We start from the raw sequence: 20,282 nt of genomic DNA on the forward strand, positions 1-20,282 counted from the left end.
CCGTTCACCGGGCCGCGGTCTGCTTCAGCGCGTCGAAGAGGATCTGAATCGCCGGCCCCAGCGCGTCGGCCGGGATGAACTCCGCGTCTCCGTGCATCGAGAGGATGGACGCTGCCGGGATGATGCCCGGAAAGAATCCGTACGCCTTGACGCCGCGCGGGCGGTAGGCATTGCCGTCGGTCCCGTAGGGGACGGTCATCGGCGTGACGATCGCGTCGGGATGCTGCCGCTTCACGGCGGCCTCGAGGGCGCGATAGAGCGGCGAATCCTGCGTCGAGACGACCGGATCGTCGCCCGCGTTGATGATCTCGATCTTCACCGTCGGATCGGCGAGGCGCTCCTCGATGCTCGCCAGCCAGTCTTCCTTGCTGATGCCCGGCAGCACGCGGCAGTCGATCGTCGCCTCGGCGACGGACGGAATGACGTTGGCGCGCGGCGGATCGCCGACGCCGGATCGCAGGCTGGTCAGGGAGATGGTCGACGTCTGGATCGCGCGATTGAACTTGTTCTCCGTGAGCGGCGCGCCGATGCGCTGCTTCATCGTGTCGACGACCGGAAAGGGAGCCGCGGCCGGGGGCTGCGCGAACAGACGCGACAGCGCGGCCACCAGGTGTTCGTTCGGGTTCTTGTCGTGCGGCTGCGACCCGTGTCCGGCGACCCCTTCGGCCCGCAGGCGGAGCCACATGATCCGCTTCTCGGCGACCGAGATGCCGAACACCAGCTTGCCGGGAGTGAACATGTCGCGGCTGCCGAAACCGCCTTCGTCGATCACGTACTCGGGATCGAGCTCGGCGTAGTGGTTGGCCAGCATCCACTTCGCCCCCATCTCTCCCCCGACCTCTTCATCGGGCACGAACATCAGCAGCACGTCGCGCGTGAGCGGCACGTGCAGGCGATGCAGCTCGAGGAAGGCGTAGAGGTAGCTGGTGCCGATCCCCTTCATGTCGATCGTGCCGCGCCCCCACATCTTCCCGTCGGCGATCGCCGCGCCGAACGGGTCCGCCTGCCATCGGGACGGGTCCGTCGGTACGACGTCCATGTGGCTTTCGAGGAGAATCGCCTTGCCGCCGGTGCCGTCCCCCTTGAGCCGCGCCAGCAGGATGGAGCGTCCGGGGCCCGACTCGTAGCGCGTGACCTCGATCCCCTCTGTCTTCAGCAGGGCCTGCAGGTAGTCGGCCGCCTTCGTCACGTCGCCGGGCGGGTTGGACGTGTTGATGCGGACGTAGTCCTGCAGGGTCTTCACCGCCTCGCGCTCGACGGCGGTCCAGTCGGGCGCCTGGGCGAATGCGGCGCGCGACATCAGCAGGAGGACGAAGACGGCGGCTGGGCGGAACATGGGCGGAATTCTATGGCAATCGTTTCCATCCGGGGCGGATCGCCACCGCGCCGTCAGTCGAGACGGGCGGATCCGCCTCGTCGGGCTTGTCCGGATTGGTCCGCGCGAGCTTCGGTTGGGCGAGCGTATGCATCAGCGCCTGAATCTCGCCGGGCCGCATCGGCACGCCGGTCAGCGCTCCGAGCTCGAGCACGACACAGCACAGGAGTGTCCGCGCGCGTGACTTCAAAAGAGGATCCCTGCAGAAGCCGAACCGCCCGTCACGGGCACGAAGAGTGCCGTGACGGGAACCAAAATACCTGGAACGGCAAGCAGCCGGCGGCGGCGCGGCATCGACCGTATTATACGGAGCAACGCCGACCCGGCACGCGAGCGTCGGCTCCTCCAGCCGCCGGCCTAGCGGCGTGATCGAGCGATCAGCTCGCGCAGATAGACGGCGCGTTCGGCGGCCATCGGATGCGCCTGCAGGGCGTCCACGGGCCACGGCAGGCGCCATGTCCAGTTGGCGTCGCTCACCAGCGCGGGCGTGTTGATCCGCTCGCGCCAGCCGAAGACGTCGTGAATCGGCACGAGCGCGATGTCCGAGCCCGACAGGAACAGCGTGTCGAGGATCGCGTCGCGGATGCGTTCGTCGAACGGCGCGTCCGGATCCCGCAGCCCCTCCCCGAGCACGGCGACGGCGGCGCGGCGCTCCTCGATCGGCGCCTCGTCCCACCATTGCGCATTCGGCTCGGTGTCGTGTGTACCGCTGGTCGCGACCGAGACCGCCGGATAGCGCCCGGGATCCCTGAACGGCTGGCCCTCCCGATCCCAGTCGCGCTCCCAGCGAAGCACCTTGAAGCCGGGAATCCCGAGGCGCAGCAGCGCGTCGCGAACGAAGCCTGGAATCACGCCGAGATCCTCGGCGATGAGGCGCGCCCCGGCGGCGCTCAGCACCTCGAGCACGCGCTCGCCCTGGCGCACCTGCGCGGGCTCGTCGCCGGGAACGAAGCCGGCGCGCCCGTCTGTTTCGCGAACGTAGGTGCGGAAGAAGCCGACGAGATGATCGACGCGATACGCGTCGTACAGCTCCGCGTTGCGGCGGGCGCGCGCGGCGAGCCATTGAAACCCGCCGGCGGCGACGCGGTCCCAGCGATACGCGGGGAAGCCCCAGTCCTGGCCGGTCTCGGAAAAGGCGTCGGGCGGCGCACCGACCGAGGCATCCATCCGGAAGTCCTCCTGACGCGACCACACGTCCGCGCTGTCACCGCTGACCATGAACGGAAAGTCGCCGAAGACGCCGACCTCGGCCGCCTCGCGCGCCTGCGCCCACTGTTCGGCGGCGAGCCACTGCAGATAGGCGTAGAAGAGAACCTCCTCGCCGAGCTCGGCCTGCGCCTGCGCGAGCGCCGCGGGGCTGCGGTCGCGCAGCGCCGGCTCCCACTCGGTCCAGGCGCGCCCTTCGTAGCGGGCGTGCAGGGCGCGAAAGATCGCGTAGGCGTCGAGCCACCAGCGGGCGCGCTCGGTGAACCGCTGCAGCCGCCGCGCGCGCGGCGTCGTGGCGCGCCATTCGACCTCGAGGAAGCGCGCGAAGCCGGCGCGAAATGCCTTGGTCTTGAGCGCCCGCACCTGGCCGTAGTCGATGGTCGGCGCACGCCGCGCCGCCTCGAGCTGCCGGCGCTCGCGCTCGTCGAGCACCGCCTCGCCGCCGAGCGCCTCGATGTCCGGCACCCCCGACGGCGCAATGAAAATGGGATCGATCGCCATCGCGCTCAACGCCGAGTAGGGAGAATTCTGTCCGCCGGCCATTTCGTTGAGCGGCAGCAGCTGCACGAACGAGAAGCCGGCGTCCGACAGCCACGCGCCGAGCGCCGGCAGGTCCGAGAGCTCGCCGATCCCCCAGCTCGTGCGCGATGGGATCGAGAAGAGCGGCACCAGCAGGCCGGCATGACGATCGTGGAAGAAGTCACGCGGCATCGACGCGCTCCAGCACGCGCGTCACACCGCGCGCGAACATCTCCGGCTCGACCAGCAGCGACACGACGAGAAACGCCTCGTGTGGAAAATCGAAGAAGTACCCCGGATACACGCCGACGTGGTCCTGCTCGGCGAGCGCCACCACCAGATCCTCCTCACGGCGGGTCGCGGGCACGCGCAGCACCGCCGACCAGCCGCCGTCGCCCGGCAGTGCGGTGACCGACGGCGCGGCGGCGGCAAGACGATGAAGCGCCGCGTGGTTGGCGCGAACGCGCGCGCGGATGGCGTCGCGTACCGGGGCGGCGTCGCGCAGCAGCGAGGGGGCCGCCACCTGGACCGGCGTCGACACCGACAGATAGGTATCGGCGATCAGCTCGAGCCGATCGAGCGCCTCGGCGACGAGCGCGGCCGGGCCGTCGATCGCGATCCACCCGAGCTTGACCTGTGGCAGGCCGACGCTCTTCGAGAGTCCGCCGAGGCGCGCCACCAGGCAGTCGGGCCGCCGCAGCGCCGCCGGTTCGTCGAACCGATCGCCGAACGGATAGTCGTGGAACACCTCGTCGACGACGAGCGCGGCGCCGCGCGCCGTGCAGCGCGATGCCAGCTCGGCCGCGTCGCCGTCGTGGAGGATCGAGCCGGTCGGGTTGTTCGGACTGACCGCCAGCACCGCGCGCGTGTCGGCCGTCCAGGCCGCATCGAGTCCAGCGGCGTCCACCGTCCAGGCGCCGTGATACGCGAGCGGATAGCGGCGCACGGCCACGCCGTCGAGCCGCGCCAGGTGATCGAAGAGCGGATAGCTGGGAATCGGCGTCAGCACGGTCGACCGGCCGGGATCGCACAGCAGTTTGAACAGGATCGAGTACGCCTCACTGCTGCTCGCTGTCAGCACGATCCGTTCCGGGTCGGCCGGCAGGCCCCGCGCGGCGTAGGTGGCCGCGACGGCGGCGCGAGCCGGTTCGAGTCCGAGCGGCGCCGGCCGGTAGGTCAGGGAGGCCGGATCGGCGAGCGCGTCGAGCAGCTGCGCGGGATAGGGCAACCCGGCACAGGTCGGATTCGAGAGCGTCAGGTCGACGAAGCCGCCGCGGCCCCGCGCCGCCGCCAGCGCGCGTGCCAGACGCGTCGGGACGCGGTCGTCCGGCACGCGCGTCGAAAACATCGTATCCATGGTATCCGAGCGGTTCGTCCGCGGACGTCGCGCCAGCCACCGCCGGGCGCTGGCGCCCTGGCGTATTCTTGAACGATGCGGCGACTGCTTCCGATCGTGCTGGCCGTCCTCGCCGTCGCCGGTCACGCCGCGGCCCAGCCGGCCGCCCGCCCTCTCGACGTCTCCTACACGCAATTCGACCTTGCCAACGGATTACACGTGATCCTGCACGAGGACCATACGGTACCGCTGGTCACCGTCAACGTCTGGTATCACGTCGGCTCGGCGCGCGAGAAGCCCGGCCGCACCGGTTTCGCGCATCTCTTCGAACATCTGATGTTCATGGGATCGAAGGACGTGCCCTACGGAAACTTCGATCAGCTCCTCGAATCGGTGGGAGGCACCAACAACGCGTCCACCGCGGAGGACCGCACCAACTACTACATCGACATCCCGTCGAACGCGCTCGACCTCGCGCTGTTCCTCGAATCCGACCGGATGGGCTTCCTGCTCGACGCGATGTCGCCGAAGACAGTCGACGCGCAGCGCGACGTCGTCAAGAACGAGCGTCGCGAGAGTTACGAGAACGCGCCCTACGGCATGGCGCCGATCGAGATCGCGCAGATGCTCTATCCGAAAGGGCATCCCTATTCGTGGCCGACGATCGGCTACATGGAGGATCTCAGCGCCGCCAGCTACGCAGACGTCGTGCAGTTCTTCAAGACCTACTATCAGCCGGCCAACGCCAGCCTGGTGATCGCCGGCGATATCGATCCGGTGAAAGCCAGGGCGTCGGTGGAGCGATGGTTCGCGGACGTGCCGGTCGGTACGACGCACATCGGCCCGATCGACTACCCGCACCCGGATCTGCAGCACGTCGAGAAGAAGACGATTCAGGACCGCGTCCAGCTGCCGCGCCTTTACCTGACGTGGATCACGCCGCCGCACCTGGCGCCCGGGGACGCGGAGCTCGACGTGCTCTCGCTGATCCTGGCCGGCGGCAAGAACTCGCGGCTCTACAAGCGGCTCGTCTACGACCTGCAGATCGCGCAGGACGTGGCGGCCTATCAGTCCTCGAAGACCCTCAACTCGGAGTATCAGATCGTCGTCACCGCTCGGCCTGGTGTCCCGATCGATCGCATCAGGACGATTGTCGACGAGGAAATCGCCAACCTGCAGAGAGCGAACCCCTCGGCGCGGGAGTTCCAACGAGCGATCAACCAGGTGGAGTCGTCCTTCTACGACCGCATGGAGCGGGTCGGCGGGTTCGGCGGCGTCGGCGACCAGATGAACGCCTACTACGCCGACACCGGAAACCCGGGGTATTTCAACGAGGACCTTTCGCGCTACCGGGCGCTCGCGCCCGACGACATCACCGCCGCCGCGCTGGCCTTCCTGCCGTCGAGCCGCCGGGTCGAGTTGGTGGTGGAGCCGAAGAAATGAGGTGCTTCAACCGCGCCGCCCGGATCATCCTGGTCGCCCTCGCGGCATTTGCCTCGGCTGTCCTGAACGCGCAGCAGGGACCGGACCGCGCGCAGGCGCCGCCGGTCGGCCCCCCGCCGGCGCTGCGCATCCCGCCGATCGAGACGCGGACGCTCTCGAACGGCCTCCAGGTCTGGGTGATGGGCGAGCACAAGGTCCCGACCGTGCACCTGGCGCTGACAATCCGCGCCGGCGCAGCGGCCGACCCCGCCGGCCGCTACGGCGCCGCCAGCTTCACCGCCGCGATGCTCGACGAGGGGGCCGGCCAGCGCAGCGCCCTCGAGATCGCCGACGCCATCGACTTCCTCGGCGCGGATCTGTCGGCCGCCGCCGGCATCGACGCGTCGACCGTCGATCTGCACGTGCCGGTGGCGCGGCTCAGCGAGGCGCTCGCCGTCATGGCCGACGTCGTCGCGCGTCCGACGTTTCCGGAGTCGGAGCTGAAGCGGCTGCGCGAGGAGCGTCTCGCCGGTTTGCTCGAGGCGCAGGACGACCCCGAGGAGCTGATTCAGCTCGCATTCCCGCACGTGGTCTTTGGCGCGCGGCACCGCTATGGCGCGCCGGTGATGGGAACGGAAACCGCGATCAAGGCGATCACACCGGCCGATCTCGTTGCGTTCCACGACGCGCACTACCGTCCGTCGAACGCGCGGCTCGTGGTGGTCGGCGACGTCACCGCGGATTCCCTCGTCCCGATGCTCGAGTCCAGCCTCGGAACATGGAAGCCGACTGGCGCCGGGACGCCGGCGCCTCCGCTCGCGGACCCGCCGCAGCTCACGGCGCGGCACGTGTATCTGATCGACAAGCCCGGCGCCGCGCAGTCGCAGATCCGGATCGGCTGGGTGGGCGTGCAGCGCTCGACGCCCGACTATTTCGCGCTGCGGGTGCTGAGCGGCGTGCTCGGCGAATCGTTCACCTCGCGCCTCAATCACAACCTGCGCGAGGTACACGGCTACGCCTACGGCGCCGGGTCCCGCTTCGACATGCGCCGTGTCGGCGGCCTGTTCTACGCGTCCGCCGGCGTGCAGACCGACAAGACCGCCGACGCCCTGAAGGAGTTCTTCGTCGAGCTGGCCAACATCCACCCGCCGATCCCGGCCGACGAGCTGGCCAGGACGAAGAACTTCGCCGAGCGTCTCGTGCCGCGCTACTTCGAGACCGAGCGCGACGCCGCGGCGGCACTGTCGCAGATCTTCACCTACGATCTCCCAGCCGATTACTGGGAGTCGTTTTCGCGCCGCATCGAGGCGGTGACGGCGAACGAGGTCCAGCGAGCAGCGGACAAGTACATTCAGCCGGACAGGTTTGCCGTGGTGATCGTCGGCGACCGGAAGGCGATCGAGGCTGGCGTCCGATCCCTGAACCTCGGCCCCTTGACCGTCGTCGAGCCGTCGGAGATCGTGAAGTGACCTTGCCCCTGGGGTGATCGATGAATCTGAGCTACCTGGAGTTGCTGCGCTACACGCAGGAAGAGCGGGACAAGTGGCGGACGTGGTTTGCCGCGCACCCCGACGCGGTGGAGATCGAGGTGCAGCCGGGCGGCCGCCATCCGACGGTCGGCTCGCTCATCGATCACATCTTCCTGGTCGAGCGCCGGCACCTGCAGCGGCTGACCAACGCGCCGCTCGACACGCAGACGGGGCTCAGCGGCAGGCACGCGCCACCGCTCTTCGACTACGGCGGATCGGTGCGGCGCGAGCTCGAGCACTTCGCCGTGCCGCTCGAAGACGACGCGGCCGACGAGCCGCGGACGTTCACGGTCCAGAGCGGCGGCGACTACCTCCTGACGCCGCGCAAGCTGCTGTTCCACATCCTGCTGCACGAGACGCGGCACTGGGCACAGATCGCACTCGCTATCCGCCGCGCTGGCCTCGAGCCGCCCGGAAACCACGATCTGTTCTATTCGCGGGCCCTCAAATAGGCCAGCGCCACTCACGCCCGTACTGACGGATCAGAGGACGAACGACAGATGGAATATCGCTATCTTGGCAAATCGGGGCTGCGCGTGTCGGCACTGTCGCTCGGCGCGGCGACCTTCGGCGGCGCGACGCCGTTCTTCAAGGCCTGGGGCGAGAGCGACGTGAACGAGGCGCGCCGGATGATCGACATGTGCCTCGACGCCGGCGTCACTCTGATCGACACAGCCGACGTCTACTCGAGAGGACTCTCCGAGGAGATCGTCGGCCAGGCAATCCAGGGACGACGTGAGCGGTTGCTGATCTCGACGAAGGCGACCTTCCGCTTCGGCGACGGACCGAACGACGTCGGCTCGTCGCGGCATCATCTGATCCAGGCGTGCGAATCGAGCCTGCGGCGGCTCGGCACCGACGTCATCGACATCTACCACCTGCACGGCTTCGACGCGCGCACGCCCGTCGAGGAAGTGCTGAGCACGCTCGACACGCTCGTCCGCGCCGGCAAGATCCGTTACATCGCCGCGTCGAACTTCTCCGGCTGGCACCTGATGAAGTCGCTGGCGATCGCCGATCGCCACGGCTGGCCGCGCTACGTCGCGCACCAGGCGTACTACTCGCTGGTCGGCCGCGAGTTCGAGTGGGAGCTGATGCCGCTCGCCCTCGATCAAGGCGTCGGCACGATCGTCTGGAGCCCGCTCGGCTGGGGCCGGCTCACCGGCAAGATCCGCCGTGGCCAGCCGCCGCCGGCCGTGAGCCGGCTGCCGGCGACGAAAGAGTTCTCACCGCCCGTTCCCGACGACTACCTCTTCGACGTGGTCGAGGCGCTCGACGCGGTCGCGAAGGAGACCGGCAAGACGATCCCGCAGATCGCCCTGGCGTGGCTGCTCGCGCGACCGACCGTGTCGAGCGTGATCGTCGGCGCCCGCGACGAGGTCCAGCTCGCGCAGAACCTCGGCGCGGCGGAGACCACGCTGACGCCCGCGCAGATCGGCGCACTGGATCACGCGTCGCGGCGGACACCGATCTATCCGTACTGGCACCAGGCGGGATTCGAACGCAATCCGTTCCCGACCGATGTGACATAGGAACGATCGGCCGATCGCACCACGCCGAGGATCGCCTGCCGCCGCCGCGCTGACGCCGCGTCAGCGCCCGCCCCGCAGCGCCGGGACGACCGCGTCGAACGCTGCACCGCCAGGGAGGCGGTGACGAGACCAAGCGCAACCGAGGCGCACGCCCATGGTGCCAGCCGTTTCATCAGACCTCCAGCGGGGCTTCAATGTAGGATGTGCGGCACGCGAGGTCAATTGCTCATGAAGATCCGGCTGCTACCACTCGTCCTGCTTTTCGGCGTCGCGTCCATGCGCGACGCCAACCCGACCATCGTCATCGACGCGGGATCGCCATCCGGCAAGGTGAGTCCGACGCTCTACGGACTGATGACCGAAGAGATCAACCACAGCTACGACGGCGGGCTCTATGCGGAGTTGGTGCGGAACCGCGCGTTCCTCGACGACAAGACGTCGCCGGCCCACTGGTCGCTCGTCCAGGGTGACGGCGCCGCGGCGTCGATGGCGCTCGATCCGGCGCAGCCGCTGAGCCAGGCGATCGGAACCAGCCTGCGGCTCGAGGTCACCAAGGCGTCGCCGGGGCACGAGGCTGGCATCGCCAACGAGGGCTACTGGGGCATCCCGGTCAGGAACAAGGCGCGTTATCAGGTGTCGTTCTTTGCGAAATCGGCCGGCAACTTCACCGGCGCAATCGTGGTCTCGCTTCAGAACGCTGACGGGACGGCACGCTACGCGAGCGCGTCTCTCCAGGGCCCGACATCCACGCTGACGACCGCGTGGAAGCGATACGAGGTCACGCTCGTCCCCGAAACCGTCGTCACGCCGACGGCGAACGCGCGCCTGACGCTGACGACCAGTCAGCCCGGAACGATCTGGTTCGGTCTCGTCTCGCTGTTTCCGCCGACGTTCAAGGGCCAGGCGAACGGGTTTCGTCCAGACCTGATGCAGATGCTCGTCGACATGAATCCGAAGTTCCTGCGCTTCCCGGGCGGCAACTACCTCGAAGGCGATCAGATCGCCGATCGATTCGAGTGGAAGAAGACGCTGGGGCCGCTGGCGGAACGTCCGGGGCATCAGGCGCCCTGGGGCTATCGCTCGACCGACGGCCTGGGACTCTACGAGTTCCTGCTCTGGTGCGAGGACATGGGTGCCGAGCCGGTGCTCGCCGTCTACGCCGGCTACTCGCTGAAAGGTGCGCACGTCGAGCCCGGTCCCGACCTGCAGCCGTACATCGAGGACGCCCTCGACGAGATCGAATACGTGTCGGGCCCGGCGAGCTCGACGTGGGGCGCCGCGCGCGCGAAAGCCGGACATCCGCAGCCCTTCAAACTGACCTACGTCGAGATCGGCAACGAGGACTGGTTCGACAAGTCCGGCTCGTACGACAAGCGTTTTGCGCAGTTCAACGAGGCGATCAAGAAGCGCCATCCGCAGCTCCAGGTGATCTCGACCGTCGGGTTCGAGCACCCAGTCGGCCAGCGCGTCAGGAGCCTCACTCCCGACGTGCTCGACGAGCACTACTACCTGCCGGTCGACCAGTTCGTGAAGAAGGCGGCCACGCAGTACGAAACCTACGACCGCAAGGGTCCGAAAATCTTCGTCGGTGAGTGGGGAGCCTACGAGACGCCGTTCGAGCCGTGGAACGCGAAATCGCGCGGCGAAGCGCCGACGCCGAACATGCGCGCGGCGATCGGGGACGCCGCGTGGATGACCCAGATGGAGAAGAACTCCGACATCATCGTCATGCACTGCTACGCGCCGCTGCTGGTCAACGTCAGTCCGGGTGCGCGGCAGTGGCGGCCCAATCTGATCGGCTACGACGCGCTGCGCGTCTACGGCTCCCCGAGCTATCACGCGATCAAGCTGTTCAGCACGCACGTTGGCGACGAAATCCTGAAGGCGGCTGCGAGCGACACCGCGGTGCTGGTGTCGGTGACCCGGGACAGCCGATCGGGGCTGCTTCACGTCAAGCTGGTAAACCCTGGTGACGCCGACGCACCGGTCCAGATCGACGTCAACGGCGGGCGCGCGCTCGCAGCGGCGGCCACCGCAATCACCCTCTCCGGGGCGGCGGACGCCACCAACTCGATCGACGCGCCGAACAGCGTCGTGCCGGTGACGTCGCGCGTCGCCGGCGTGAAGTCGGGATTCACCTACACGGTGCCGGCCCGCGGCATCGTCGTGCTGGAACTGCCCGCTCGCTGACGAAAGGTCCGATGATGATGTCGCGATCGTTACGTGCCGCGCTGTTGCTCACCGCGGCGTTGGTCCAAGGCGGCTCCCTGTACGCGCAGCCGCCGTCGGCATCGCCGCCGGCCGTACCGGCCGGTCCCGGCGGCCCGCCGCCCGCGCCGGTCGTGATCGGACCGCCGGCGCCGGTGCCCCCGGAAGTCGCCATCCCGCGTCCGACGGCCGCGGAGGTGTCGCAGGTCAACGCCGAGTTCCAGCGCTTCATCGATGCCGACGCCTCGGCGGCGCAGCCGCTGCTGAAGAAATACGAGCCGCTGATGCTGCTGCGCGAGCAGCGGCTCAACGTCGCCGCCACCTACACCCAGACGGTGCAGCGGCGCGGTCCGCGCCACGAGGGCTTCGTGCAGCGCGCCCAGCAGGGCGGCATCGACCTGCTCCTGCACGGCGATTCGATCACCGACTGGTGGGTGCAGAACGACGACAACCGGGCGATGTTCGAGAAGTATTTCGGCGCCATGAAGACGGCCAACTTCGCCGTTGCGGGCGATACCACGCAGGGCGTGCTGTGGGGGCTGCACAACGGCGAAGGCCAGGGCTTCCAGCCCAAGGCGGTAATGCTGATGATCGGCACGAACAACGCGGGCAACTCCAGCGCCCCGGAGATCGCCGAAGGCATCGGAGCGATCGTGCTCGAGATGCGCCACGACTTCCCCAATGCGAAGATCCTGCTGCTCGGCATCTTCCCTCGCAGCGTCCCTGGAGATCCCGTGCGCGACCGCGTCGCCGAGGTGAACCGGATCATCCAGAAGCTCGCCGACGAGCAGCACGTGTTCTACCTGGACATCGGCAACAGGTTCCTCGACGAGACCGGCCACTTCCTGCCCGACACGTTCCGCCCCGACCTCCTGCACCCCGTCGCCAAGGGATACGACATCTGGGGCGCGGCGGTGAAGGACAAGCTGGCCGAGTTGATGCGGTAGAGCAAGGCGGCGATGGCGCGCGTGGATCGTCCTCTCGGTGGCAGCGTGAACACCCTCGCGGATCTCGAGCGGTGGAGGCAGGCCGGCGCTATCCGGGCCGAACAGTACGATCTGCTGTCGGCGCTGGTCGGCAAGGAGCGGTTCTCGGTCTTCGTCGAACTCCATACGATTCTTTACCTGGGTGTGGTGTCGTTCATCGGGGGCCTGGGCTGGACCATCCAGACGCATTTTCAGGGGCTCGGTGACGCCGCCATCCTGTCGGCGCTGACGCTGACGCTGGCCTGGTCGCTCTACCATGGCTTCTCGCGCGGGCGTCCCTACTCGAACGGACGCGTCGAGGCCCCCGGATTCGCCTTCGACTACATCCTCTACCTGGGCTGTCTCGTCCTTGGCCTCGAGCTCGGCTACGTCGAATTCCGGTTCCACCTGCTGCAGGAGAGCTGGGATCACTACCTGCTTCTCTCGGCCAGCGTGTACTTCCTGCTCGCCTATCGCTTCGATAACCGGTTCGTGCTGTCGCTCGCCCTCTCGACGCTGGCCGGCTGGTTCGGTCTGCGGCTGTCCCACTTCCCGATGGTCGGGGAGGCCTCGCTGCGCGCCAGCGCGTTGATCTACGGCGTGCTCGTCGCGGCGGTCGGCACCGGCCTCTTCCGGGCCGGGATCAAGAGGCACTTCCTCGACGCCTACCTGCACGTCGCGGCCAACGTGCTGTTCGTGACGCTGCTCTCGGCGCTGTTCGAGTCCGACGCGCACGTGCTCTACCTGGTGGCGCTGCTGGGTCTGGCAGGGCTCGCCGTCGCCGCCGGGATACGGGTGCGGCGTTTTGCGTTCGTCGTCTACGGTGTCCTCTATGGCTACGTCGGGATCAGCGCGCGACTGCTGCGCGGGGTCAATGACGTCAGCGGCGCCCTGGCCTACGTGGTCGTTTCCAGCACGATCGTCATCGTGTCGCTGGTCGCTCTCGCGAGGCGGTTCGGACGGGAAGAGTGAGCCTCTACGCTGCCGCCGACGAGCACCGGATCCGCCTGCAGGCGCGGGTCCGCGAGTGGACGAAGTCGATGCTGCTCGATGCCGCGCAAGGCGCCGCGCTCGACGCCGAGCTTCGGGTCGACGTCCGCCGCACGAATGTCTTCCTCCGCGCCGGCCTCGCCGTGTTCACCACGCTCATCGTCGCCGCCTCGGTGTCGTTGACCGTCGTCATGTTCAATCTCGATCATCCGATTCCCACGGCCGTCGTGTCGTCGATCGCGGCGATCGCGTGCATCGCGCTCGCGCAGTACCTCGTCGTCGCGCAACGCTTCTACCGGTTCGGCGTGGAAGAGGCGCTGGCGGTCATGTCCGTGGCGCTCCTCGCGATCGCGGCCGGGATGTTCACCGACGCGCAGCACATCGACAGCTCCGGCGACGCTCCGATGATCGCCGCGCTGCTGGCCGGTGCGGCAGGAGGCCTCTGCGTCTACTGGCGGTTCGGCTACGTCTACGCGGCGATCGGCGGCATCGTCTGCGCCGCGGCGGTTCCCTTTCAGCTCGGCGCGGCGGCTCAGCTGGGCGGCACAGCGGCGTCGCGGCATGCGCTCGCCGCGGCGGTCTTCGCGGCCGCCGTCGTCATAGCGCATCGACGGCGCGGACGACACGGCGACGACTACCCCGGCGACGACTACGCGCTGATGCGGGCCGCCGCCCTTGCCGGCCTGTATCTCACGCTGAACCTGCAGTTCCGGTTCTGGTGGACGCGGCCCGACATCGCCGGAGCGTTCTACTGGTTCACCTACGCGATGATCTGGGCGCTGCCGCTTGCCGCGGTTGTGCTCGCGATCCGCGGCCGGGACCGTTCGCTCCTGGCCGTCGGTCTCGCGATGGCGCTCGTGACGGTGATGACCAACAAGCCGTATCTCGGGTGGCCGCGCCACGAATGGGATCCGATGCTGCTTGGCGTCTTCCTGATGGCGGTCGCGATCGTCGTTCGACGCTGGCTGGCGGCGGGCGGCGACGGACAACGCGCGGGTTTCACGGCGGCGCGCATCCTCAGCAGCCAGAGCGGAGCGGTGACGCTCGTCGGGACCGCGTCCGCAGTCTTGCATCCGGGCGCGCCGTCATACCCGGAGTCCGAGGACTTCGTCGGTCGCGGCGGCGCCTCGGGCGGGGGCGGCGCCAGCGGGACATTCTGATGTCAGGTTGAAGCGCATCGGCTTCCTGCCGCTCGGACACTGGCGAGCGTCCTCGCAAGCCGCACCGGGTCTCGGATGGCGACGTTCTCAGGCGCCGCCGATCTGCGTCAACGCGCGATCGATGACGTCGAATCCGTGGCGCAGTTCCTCCTCGGTGATCGAGAGCGGTGGATTGGTGAAGAACGTATTGAAGCGGACGAACGTGTAGAGACCCTCGTCGCGGAATATCGCGCGCAGCCGGTTCATCGGCTCCGACGTCCCGTTGAACGGCGCCAGCGGCTCCATCGACTCCCGATCCTTCACCAGCTCGACGATGCCGAACAGGCCGATCGAGCGGACCGCTCCGACGATCGCGTGTCTGGCCCGCAGCGCCGCGAGCAGCTCCGCCATGACCTGGCCCATGCGGCGCGCCTGTTCGATCAGGCGATCGTCTTCGTAGACCTGCAGCGTCGCGAGGGCGGCGGCACACCCGAGCGGGTGGCTGTTGTAGGTCAAGCCGCCGTAGAAGACCCGCTCCTTGAAGTGATCGGCGATCGCGCGGCGCATCCCGACGGCCCCGAGCGGCACGTACGCGCTCGTCAGCCCCTTCGCCATCGTCATCAGATCCGGCACGACGCGCCAGTGATCGACGGCGAACCACTCGCCCGTCCGGCCGAAGCCGGACATCACCTCGTCGGCGATCATCAGGATCCCGTATTTCGTGCAGAGGTCGCGGATACCGCGAATGAACCCGTCCGGCGGCACCAGCACGCCGTTGGTGCCGACGACGGGCTCGAGGATGAAGGCGGCGATCCGATCGGCTCCCTCGAGCTGAATCGTTTCCTCGATCCGCGCCAGCGCCGCGTCGCACGGCTCCCAGCCGCGCTGGATGCCGTGGTACGGGTTGAGGACGTGCACGACGCCGGGCATCCCCGGCTCCGACGGCCAGCGCCGCGGATCGCCGGTCAGCGTCTGGGCGCCTGCGGTGCCGCCGTGATACGAGCGGTAAAACGACAGGAGCTTGTGGCGTCCTGTGTAGAACCGCGCCAGCTTGACGGCGTTCTCGTTGGCCTCGGCGCCGCCGTTGGTGAAGAAAAAGACGTCGATGTCTCCCGGGCAGATCTCGGCGAGCTTGCGCCCGAGGCGCGCCCGCGCCTCGGTGGCCATGAACGGGTTCGCGTAAGCGAGCGTCTCGGCCTGGCGGGCGATGGCGCGGATCACGCGCTCGTCGCCGTGGCCGATGTTGACGCACATCAACTGGCTGTTGAAATCGAGGAACCGCTTGCCTTCAGGCGTCCAGAACCAGCAGCCCTTTGCGCCGGCCACCGGAATCGGGTCGACGCCCGCCTGGGCCGACCACTCGAAAAGCGTGTGCTTCTTCGTCAGATCGACGATGAGCTGGCCGTTCAGGCCCGCCACGGTATCGACGGTGTTCATGAGTGCTCCCATGCCGGACCCGAGGGTCCGGCCTTCTGCCGTCTGCGCGGCTCCGCCCTACAGCGCGTCGGCGACCGCTTTGGCGACGTCTCTCGTCGTCGCGGTGCCGCCGAGATCCGGCGTGCGCGGCCCGCCGGCGCCGAGCACGGTCTCGATGGCGCGGACGACGAGATCGTGGGCGTCGCGTGATCCGAGATGTTCCAGCATCATCGCCCCGGCCCAGATCGCGCCGATCGGGTTGGCGATCCCCTTCCCTTTGATGTCCGGCGCCGAGCCGTGGATCGGCTCGAACATCGACGGATGCTTCCGCTCCGGGTTGATGTTACCGCTCGGCGCGATGCCGAGACTGCCCGACACCGCCGCCCCCAGATCGGTGAGGATATCCCCGAACAGATTGGAGGCGAGCATGACGTCGATGCTGCCGGGATCGGTGACCATCCGCGCGGCCAGCGCGTCGACGTGGTACTTGCGCCACGCCACCTGCGGATAGTCCTTCGCCACGCGATCGACCACCTCGTCCCACAGCACCATCGTGTAGTTGAGCGCGTTCGACTTGGTGGCGCTCGCGAGCAGGCGGCGCGGCCGCTTCATCGCGGTTTCGAACGCGTAGCGGGCGATGCGCTCGATGCCGTGCCGGGTGAACACGCTCAACTGCTGCGCGCTCTCGTTCGGCCGTCCGACATGGACGCGTCCGCCGATGCCGCCGTACTCCCCTTCCGAATTCTCGCGGACGCAGATCATGTCGACGTCGGCCGGGCCGCGCCCGGCAAGCGGAGTCTTCAGCCCGCGCACCAGTCGCATCGGCCTGAGGTTGACGTATTGATCGAAGCGCTGCCGGATCGGCAGCAGCAACTGCCACACCGCGACGTGGTCCGGTACGGACGGATCGCCGATCGCGCCGAGGTAGATCGCGTCGAAATCCTGCAGGCGATCGAAGCCGTCCTCGGGCATCATCCGCCCGTGCTTCAGATAGAAGTCGCACCCCCACGGGACCTCGGTGAACTCCACCGTCACACCGCACACGGCGGCCGCCTTCTTGACCACTTCGAGTCCGGCCGGGATCACTTCCTGGCCGATGCCGTCGCCGGCGATCACTGCTACTCGAGACATCTCTACTCTTCTCCCCCGTGTCAGTTCCCGATTACATCCCCGGCGGCGTGTAGCGCCCGTCAATCGCGAGCCAGCCGCCGTCCACGAACAGGACGGTGCCGGTCACGTAACTCGAGGCGTCGGACGCGAGGAAGACCGCCGGCCCGACGATTTCATCGGCGCGTCCCCAACGGCCGAGGATGCTGCGGGCCGCGTAGGCGTCGTACCAGCTTTGGTTGGCCTTGATCGGCGCGGTCAGCGGCGTCTCGATCACGCCGGGAGCAATCGCGTTGACGCGCACGCCGAACGGTCCGAATTCGGCGGCGGCCGTGCGCGCGAGCTGGACCACCCCGGCCTTCGTCGCGGCGTAGACCGACTGTCCCGGTTCGACCACCTGCGAGCGGATCGACGAGAAGAGCACGATGCTCCCCTTCTTCCGCGCCGTCATCGCCCGTCCCGCCGCGCGCACGACGCGAAAGGTGCCTTTCAGGTTGACGTCCAGCACGAAAGACAGCTCCTCGTCCGTGTACTCGAGGATCGGCTTGCGCACGTTCACCGCCGGCATGCACACCAGCACGTCGATCCCGTGCCGGCGATCGAGGTCGGCCAGCACCTGATCGACCGCCCGGGCGTCGGTGATGTCGAGCGCGCCGATGCCACGCGACGGATCGGGATGGAGGTCGAGCGCGACGACGTTGCCACGCTGGCGCGCGAAGCCGGCGGCGATGGCCTCGCCGATACCGGAGGCGGCGCCGATCACCACGGCGGTCTTTCCCTTGAGGTCGAACATCGCGCTCAGGCGATCCTCCGTGGCATGACGGCTGCCGCGATCATATAGGCGATGGCCGCGACCGCGATGCCCCACATCGGCGGGGTCAGCGCATGCACGGGGCCCGAACCGCTGTGCCACTGGACGCCGGCCGCGGTCGCGACGCCGCCGGCCACGGCGCAGAGCGCTGCCGCGCCGTCGCCGCGCCCCGACACCAGGCCGGCGACGATCGGCACGAACAGGCTGACGCCGAGCAGCATGTAGAAGACGCTCAGCGCGTCGATCACGTCCCTGGCGACGGCCGTGGCGAGTACAAAGGCCATCACGCTGCCGGCCACGGCGGCGGCGCGCGCCCACCAGACGAGATCGGCGTCCCCGGCAGCGCGATTGACGAAGCGCCGGTAGATGTCCTGCGAGAACGACGTGGCCAGCATGAACAGCAGGGCGTCGGCTGCGCTCACCTCCGCCGAGAAGATCGCGGCGAGCCCCAGCGCACCGACGGCGAACGGCAGATCGGCGGCAAACAGCAGCGGCAGCGCGTTGTCGCTGGCGGCCAGCCCGGGGTGGAGAGCGCGGGCAATCATCCCCAGCATCGGCGGCACCGGGGCGAACAGGAGCAGCACCAGCGCGTTGAGGCCGACGCCGATGCGCACGGCGCGATCGTCGCGGCCCGCGTAGACCTTCTGCAGGATTCCAGGCGAGACGACGAAGGCCGGCGCGAGCGTCGCGACGTAGATCCATCCCGACCCGCCGTTGCGCCAGACGCTCCAGTAGGGACCGCTGGGCAGCGCCTGGTGCAGGCCGGCGAGGCCGCCGACGGCGGCGAGCGCCAGCGGCACCGCCACCGCAAACCCCAGCAGCTTGACGCCGAGCTGCAGCACGTTGACCGCCACCGACGACTTCAGCCCGCCGGCGGCGAAATACGTCGTCGCGACGATCGCGCCGATCGCGCAGGACGTGATTCGGCCAAGCCCGGCGATCGTGCCCAGCACCGCCGCCATCGCCAGCAGTTGCCCGGCGAGAATGAACACTGCGCCGGCCCACAGCAGCACGGCGACGACCGCGCGCACCCGCTGGTCGTAGCGCCATTCGAGAAAGTCGCCGACCGTCCGGAGGTCGTGAGCGGCGGCGATCCGCCGCAACCGCGGCCCGAACGCCATCGCCAGCACCGCCGACCCGATCGCCGCCGACCCCACCCACCACCAGGCGGCAAGCCCGTTGCGAAATCCGGCGCCGGCCGCGCCGACGGTGGATCCGCCGCCGATGTTGGCGGCAAGCAGCGTCGCGGCCAGGACGCCGGGTCCGAGCGCTCGTCCCGCCACGAAAAAGTCGCCGGCGCCCCGCACCCGGCGGGCGATCCAGGCGCCGAGTGCCACCTGCGCGACCGCATAGACGACGATGACCAGGATGTAGGCCACGCTCGCGGCATGCTATAAGAAACCTCCGCGCCACGCATGATCACTGCCGCCGACCGCGTGCTCGCCGCCGCCGACGCGCTCGCCGACGAGGCGGTCGCGTTCGCGTGCGATCTGATCCGCATCCCGACGGTCAATCCGCCCGGCGCGTCCTACGCGGAATGCGCGCACTTCATCGGACAAACGGTGTCGGCGTTCGGCTACGCCGTCGAGTACCACACCGCGGCCGACCGGCCGGAGCACTCCCACGCCAACCCGCGCGTCAATGTCGTCGCCACGATGCCGGGCGGCGGGGCGGGTCCGACCCTGCACCTCAACGGCCACATCGACGTCGTCCCGCCCGGCGCCGGCTGGACGATCGATCCCTTCGCCGGCCTCGTGCGCGATGGCTGCATCTGGGGGCGTGGCGCCGCAGACATGAAGGGCGGCCTGGCCGCGGCGGTGTTCGCCTGCGAGGCGATCCGCCGCGCCGGCGTGCGGCCGCGCGCGACGATCGAGATCAGCGGGACGGTCGACGAAGAAAGCGGCGGGCTGGCCGGCGTTGCCTGGCTCGCGGCGCGCGGACGCATCGCCTCCGGACGCACCGACGCCGTGATCATCCCCGAGCCGCTCGGCGTCGATCGCATCTGCGCCGGCCACCGCGGCGCCTATTGGTTCGAAGTCGAGACGCGCGGACGGATCGCGCACGGCAGCATGCCGTTCCAGGGAGTGAGCGCCATCGATCACATGAGCGCGATCCTGGCGCACTTCAACGCTGAACTGCGGCCGCGACTGGCCGCCCGCACGACCGACCTGCCGGTCATACCCGAGGCGGCGCGCCATCCGACGCTCAACGTCAACGCGATCGCCGGCGGCCAGCCGGTCGACGGCGTCCAGACGCCCTGCGTCGCCGACCGCTGCCGGGCCGTTTTCGATCGGCGGTTCCTGATGGAAGAGGGCTTCGACGACGCCAAAGACGAGATCCTCGATCTGCTTCGCGAGCTGGCGGCGCGGACGCCAGGCCTCGACTACGACGTGCGCGATCTGCTGATCGTGCATCCGACGCGCACGCCCCCCGATTCGCCGGTGATCGCGGCGGTCGATCGCGCCATCCGCCGCGTCCTCGGGCGCAAGGGCACCATCGTGCTCAGCCCCGGCACCTATGATCACAAGCACGTGGCGCGAATCGCCGGCGTGCCGCACTGTGTGGCCTACGGCCCCGGCGCGCTCGAACAGGCGCACCAGCCGGACGAGCGCTGCTCGATCGCGGACCTCCTCACCTCGATGCGGGTGCTCGCGCTGGCCGTGCTCGACCTGACCGGCGTCAACTCCGCGGCGCCGCACCTCCACGGCGGCGAATGACCGCGGCCGG

The 20,282-nt window shown here is 68.8% G+C and carries 17 protein-coding genes; 9 read left to right on the forward strand and 8 right to left on the reverse strand.

Annotated elements, in window-relative coordinates; all coding sequences use genetic code 11:
- Positions 1-4: 4 nt before the first annotated feature.
- The 4 genes from VGI12_03695 to VGI12_03710 all read right to left on the reverse strand — a co-directional run bounded on the left by VGI12_03695 (position 5) and on the right by VGI12_03710 (position 4,448).
- Positions 5-1,336, reverse strand: a complete 1,332-nt coding sequence (locus VGI12_03695) for a M20/M25/M40 family metallo-hydrolase (GenBank protein ID HEY2431753.1) — start codon at positions 1,334-1,336, stop codon at positions 5-7.
- A gap of 10 nt (positions 1,337-1,346) precedes the next feature.
- Positions 1,347-1,565 (reverse strand): hypothetical protein, encoded by a 219-nt coding sequence (locus tag VGI12_03700; protein HEY2431754.1) that lies wholly within the window; start codon positions 1,563-1,565, stop codon positions 1,347-1,349.
- Between the two features lie 167 nt (positions 1,566-1,732).
- A complete protein-coding gene (locus VGI12_03705; GenBank protein HEY2431755.1) occupies positions 1,733-3,292 on the reverse strand; it encodes a 4-alpha-glucanotransferase in 1,560 nt (519 codons plus the stop codon).
- Positions 3,282-4,448: a pyridoxal phosphate-dependent aminotransferase gene (locus VGI12_03710; GenBank protein ID HEY2431756.1), complete on the reverse strand. Its 1,167-nt coding sequence runs from the start codon at positions 4,446-4,448 to the stop codon at positions 3,282-3,284. The genes VGI12_03705 and VGI12_03710 overlap by 11 nt, the downstream gene beginning before the upstream one ends.
- 84 nt (positions 4,449-4,532) lie before the next feature.
- Here VGI12_03710 and VGI12_03715 point away from each other — a divergent pair, with 84 nt between their 5' ends.
- From VGI12_03715 to VGI12_03750, 8 genes are all read left to right on the forward strand, one after another.
- The gene (locus VGI12_03715; protein ID HEY2431757.1) at positions 4,533-5,879 is read left to right on the forward strand and encodes a pitrilysin family protein; all 1,347 of its coding nucleotides are present in this window, start codon (positions 4,533-4,535) and stop codon (positions 5,877-5,879) included.
- The gene (locus tag VGI12_03720) at positions 5,876-7,327 is read left to right on the forward strand and encodes a pitrilysin family protein (GenBank protein ID HEY2431758.1); all 1,452 of its coding nucleotides are present in this window, start codon (positions 5,876-5,878) and stop codon (positions 7,325-7,327) included. The genes VGI12_03715 and VGI12_03720 overlap by 4 nt, the downstream gene beginning before the upstream one ends.
- A 20-nt stretch (positions 7,328-7,347) precedes the next feature.
- The gene (locus VGI12_03725; GenBank protein ID HEY2431759.1) at positions 7,348-7,839 is read left to right on the forward strand and encodes a DinB family protein; all 492 of its coding nucleotides are present in this window, start codon (positions 7,348-7,350) and stop codon (positions 7,837-7,839) included.
- Between the two features lie 48 nt (positions 7,840-7,887).
- Positions 7,888-8,919 carry an aldo/keto reductase gene (locus VGI12_03730; protein ID HEY2431760.1) on the forward strand — a complete coding sequence of 344 codons (1,032 nt, stop codon included), beginning with the start codon at positions 7,888-7,890 and terminating at the stop codon, positions 8,917-8,919.
- Positions 8,920-9,147: 228 nt separating this feature from the next.
- Positions 9,148-11,109, forward strand: coding sequence for an alpha-L-arabinofuranosidase C-terminal domain-containing protein (locus VGI12_03735; GenBank protein ID HEY2431761.1), 1,962 nt, complete (start codon positions 9,148-9,150; stop codon positions 11,107-11,109).
- A 17-nt stretch (positions 11,110-11,126) separates the two neighbouring features.
- Positions 11,127-12,074, forward strand: coding sequence for a GDSL-type esterase/lipase family protein (locus VGI12_03740; GenBank protein ID HEY2431762.1), 948 nt, complete (start codon positions 11,127-11,129; stop codon positions 12,072-12,074).
- A 45-nt stretch (positions 12,075-12,119) separates the two neighbouring features.
- Entirely contained in the window at positions 12,120-13,064 is a 945-nt protein-coding gene (locus VGI12_03745) for a DUF2157 domain-containing protein (protein ID HEY2431763.1), read from the forward strand.
- Positions 13,061-14,242, forward strand: a complete 1,182-nt coding sequence (locus VGI12_03750; protein ID HEY2431764.1) for a hypothetical protein — start codon at positions 13,061-13,063, stop codon at positions 14,240-14,242. The genes VGI12_03745 and VGI12_03750 overlap by 4 nt, the downstream gene beginning before the upstream one ends.
- 87 nt (positions 14,243-14,329) lie before the next feature.
- Here the strand turns inward: VGI12_03750 and VGI12_03755 are convergent, their stop codons facing one another.
- Genes VGI12_03755 through VGI12_03770 form a run of 4 tightly spaced genes read right to left on the reverse strand, consistent with a single transcriptional unit; the run spans position 14,330 to position 18,934 of the window.
- Positions 14,330-15,658 (reverse strand): aminotransferase class III-fold pyridoxal phosphate-dependent enzyme, encoded by a 1,329-nt coding sequence (locus VGI12_03755; protein ID HEY2431765.1) that lies wholly within the window; start codon positions 15,656-15,658, stop codon positions 14,330-14,332.
- A 57-nt stretch (positions 15,659-15,715) separates the two neighbouring features.
- Positions 15,716-16,768: a tartrate dehydrogenase gene (locus VGI12_03760; protein HEY2431766.1), complete on the reverse strand. Its 1,053-nt coding sequence runs from the start codon at positions 16,766-16,768 to the stop codon at positions 15,716-15,718.
- 31 nt (positions 16,769-16,799) lie between these two features.
- Entirely contained in the window at positions 16,800-17,537 is a 738-nt protein-coding gene (locus VGI12_03765; GenBank protein ID HEY2431767.1) for an SDR family oxidoreductase, read from the reverse strand.
- Between the two features lie 5 nt (positions 17,538-17,542).
- Positions 17,543-18,934 carry a sodium:solute symporter family protein gene (locus tag VGI12_03770; GenBank protein ID HEY2431768.1) on the reverse strand — a complete coding sequence of 464 codons (1,392 nt, stop codon included), beginning with the start codon at positions 18,932-18,934 and terminating at the stop codon, positions 17,543-17,545.
- 36 nt (positions 18,935-18,970) lie between these two features.
- Here VGI12_03770 and VGI12_03775 point away from each other — a divergent pair, with 36 nt between their 5' ends.
- A complete protein-coding gene (locus tag VGI12_03775; protein ID HEY2431769.1) occupies positions 18,971-20,272 on the forward strand; it encodes an acetylornithine deacetylase/succinyl-diaminopimelate desuccinylase family protein in 1,302 nt (433 codons plus the stop codon).
- Positions 20,273-20,282 lie beyond the last annotated feature (10 nt).

The sequence above is a fragment of the Vicinamibacterales bacterium genome (assembly GCA_036496585.1).
In the GTDB taxonomy this organism is placed as follows: Bacteria; Acidobacteriota; Vicinamibacteria; order Vicinamibacterales; family 2-12-FULL-66-21; genus JAICSD01.

Excerpts from the sequence above, each read along its gene's own strand:
- VGI12_03695 (HEY2431753.1), bottom strand. The coding sequence starts at position 1,336 with ATGTTCCGCCCAGCCGCCGTCTTCGTCCTCCTGCTGATGTCGCGCGCC.
- VGI12_03705 (HEY2431755.1), bottom strand. The coding sequence starts at position 3,292 with ATGCCGCGTGACTTCTTCCACGATCGTCATGCCGGCCTGCTGGTGCCG.
- VGI12_03710 (HEY2431756.1), bottom strand. The coding sequence starts at position 4,448 with ATGTTTTCGACGCGCGTGCCGGACGACCGCGTCCCGACGCGTCTGGCA.
- VGI12_03715 (HEY2431757.1), top strand. The coding sequence starts at position 4,533 with ATGCGGCGACTGCTTCCGATCGTGCTGGCCGTCCTCGCCGTCGCCGGT.
- VGI12_03720 (HEY2431758.1), top strand. The coding sequence starts at position 5,876 with ATGAGGTGCTTCAACCGCGCCGCCCGGATCATCCTGGTCGCCCTCGCG.
- VGI12_03725 (HEY2431759.1), top strand. The coding sequence starts at position 7,348 with ATGAATCTGAGCTACCTGGAGTTGCTGCGCTACACGCAGGAAGAGCGG.
- VGI12_03730 (HEY2431760.1), top strand. The coding sequence starts at position 7,888 with ATGGAATATCGCTATCTTGGCAAATCGGGGCTGCGCGTGTCGGCACTG.
- VGI12_03735 (HEY2431761.1), top strand. The coding sequence starts at position 9,148 with ATGAAGATCCGGCTGCTACCACTCGTCCTGCTTTTCGGCGTCGCGTCC.
- VGI12_03740 (HEY2431762.1), top strand. The coding sequence starts at position 11,127 with ATGTCGCGATCGTTACGTGCCGCGCTGTTGCTCACCGCGGCGTTGGTC.
- VGI12_03755 (HEY2431765.1), bottom strand. The coding sequence starts at position 15,658 with ATGAACACCGTCGATACCGTGGCGGGCCTGAACGGCCAGCTCATCGTC.
- VGI12_03760 (HEY2431766.1), bottom strand. The coding sequence starts at position 16,768 with ATGTCTCGAGTAGCAGTGATCGCCGGCGACGGCATCGGCCAGGAAGTG.
- VGI12_03765 (HEY2431767.1), bottom strand. The coding sequence starts at position 17,537 with ATGTTCGACCTCAAGGGAAAGACCGCCGTGGTGATCGGCGCCGCCTCC.
- VGI12_03775 (HEY2431769.1), top strand. The coding sequence starts at position 18,971 with ATGATCACTGCCGCCGACCGCGTGCTCGCCGCCGCCGACGCGCTCGCC.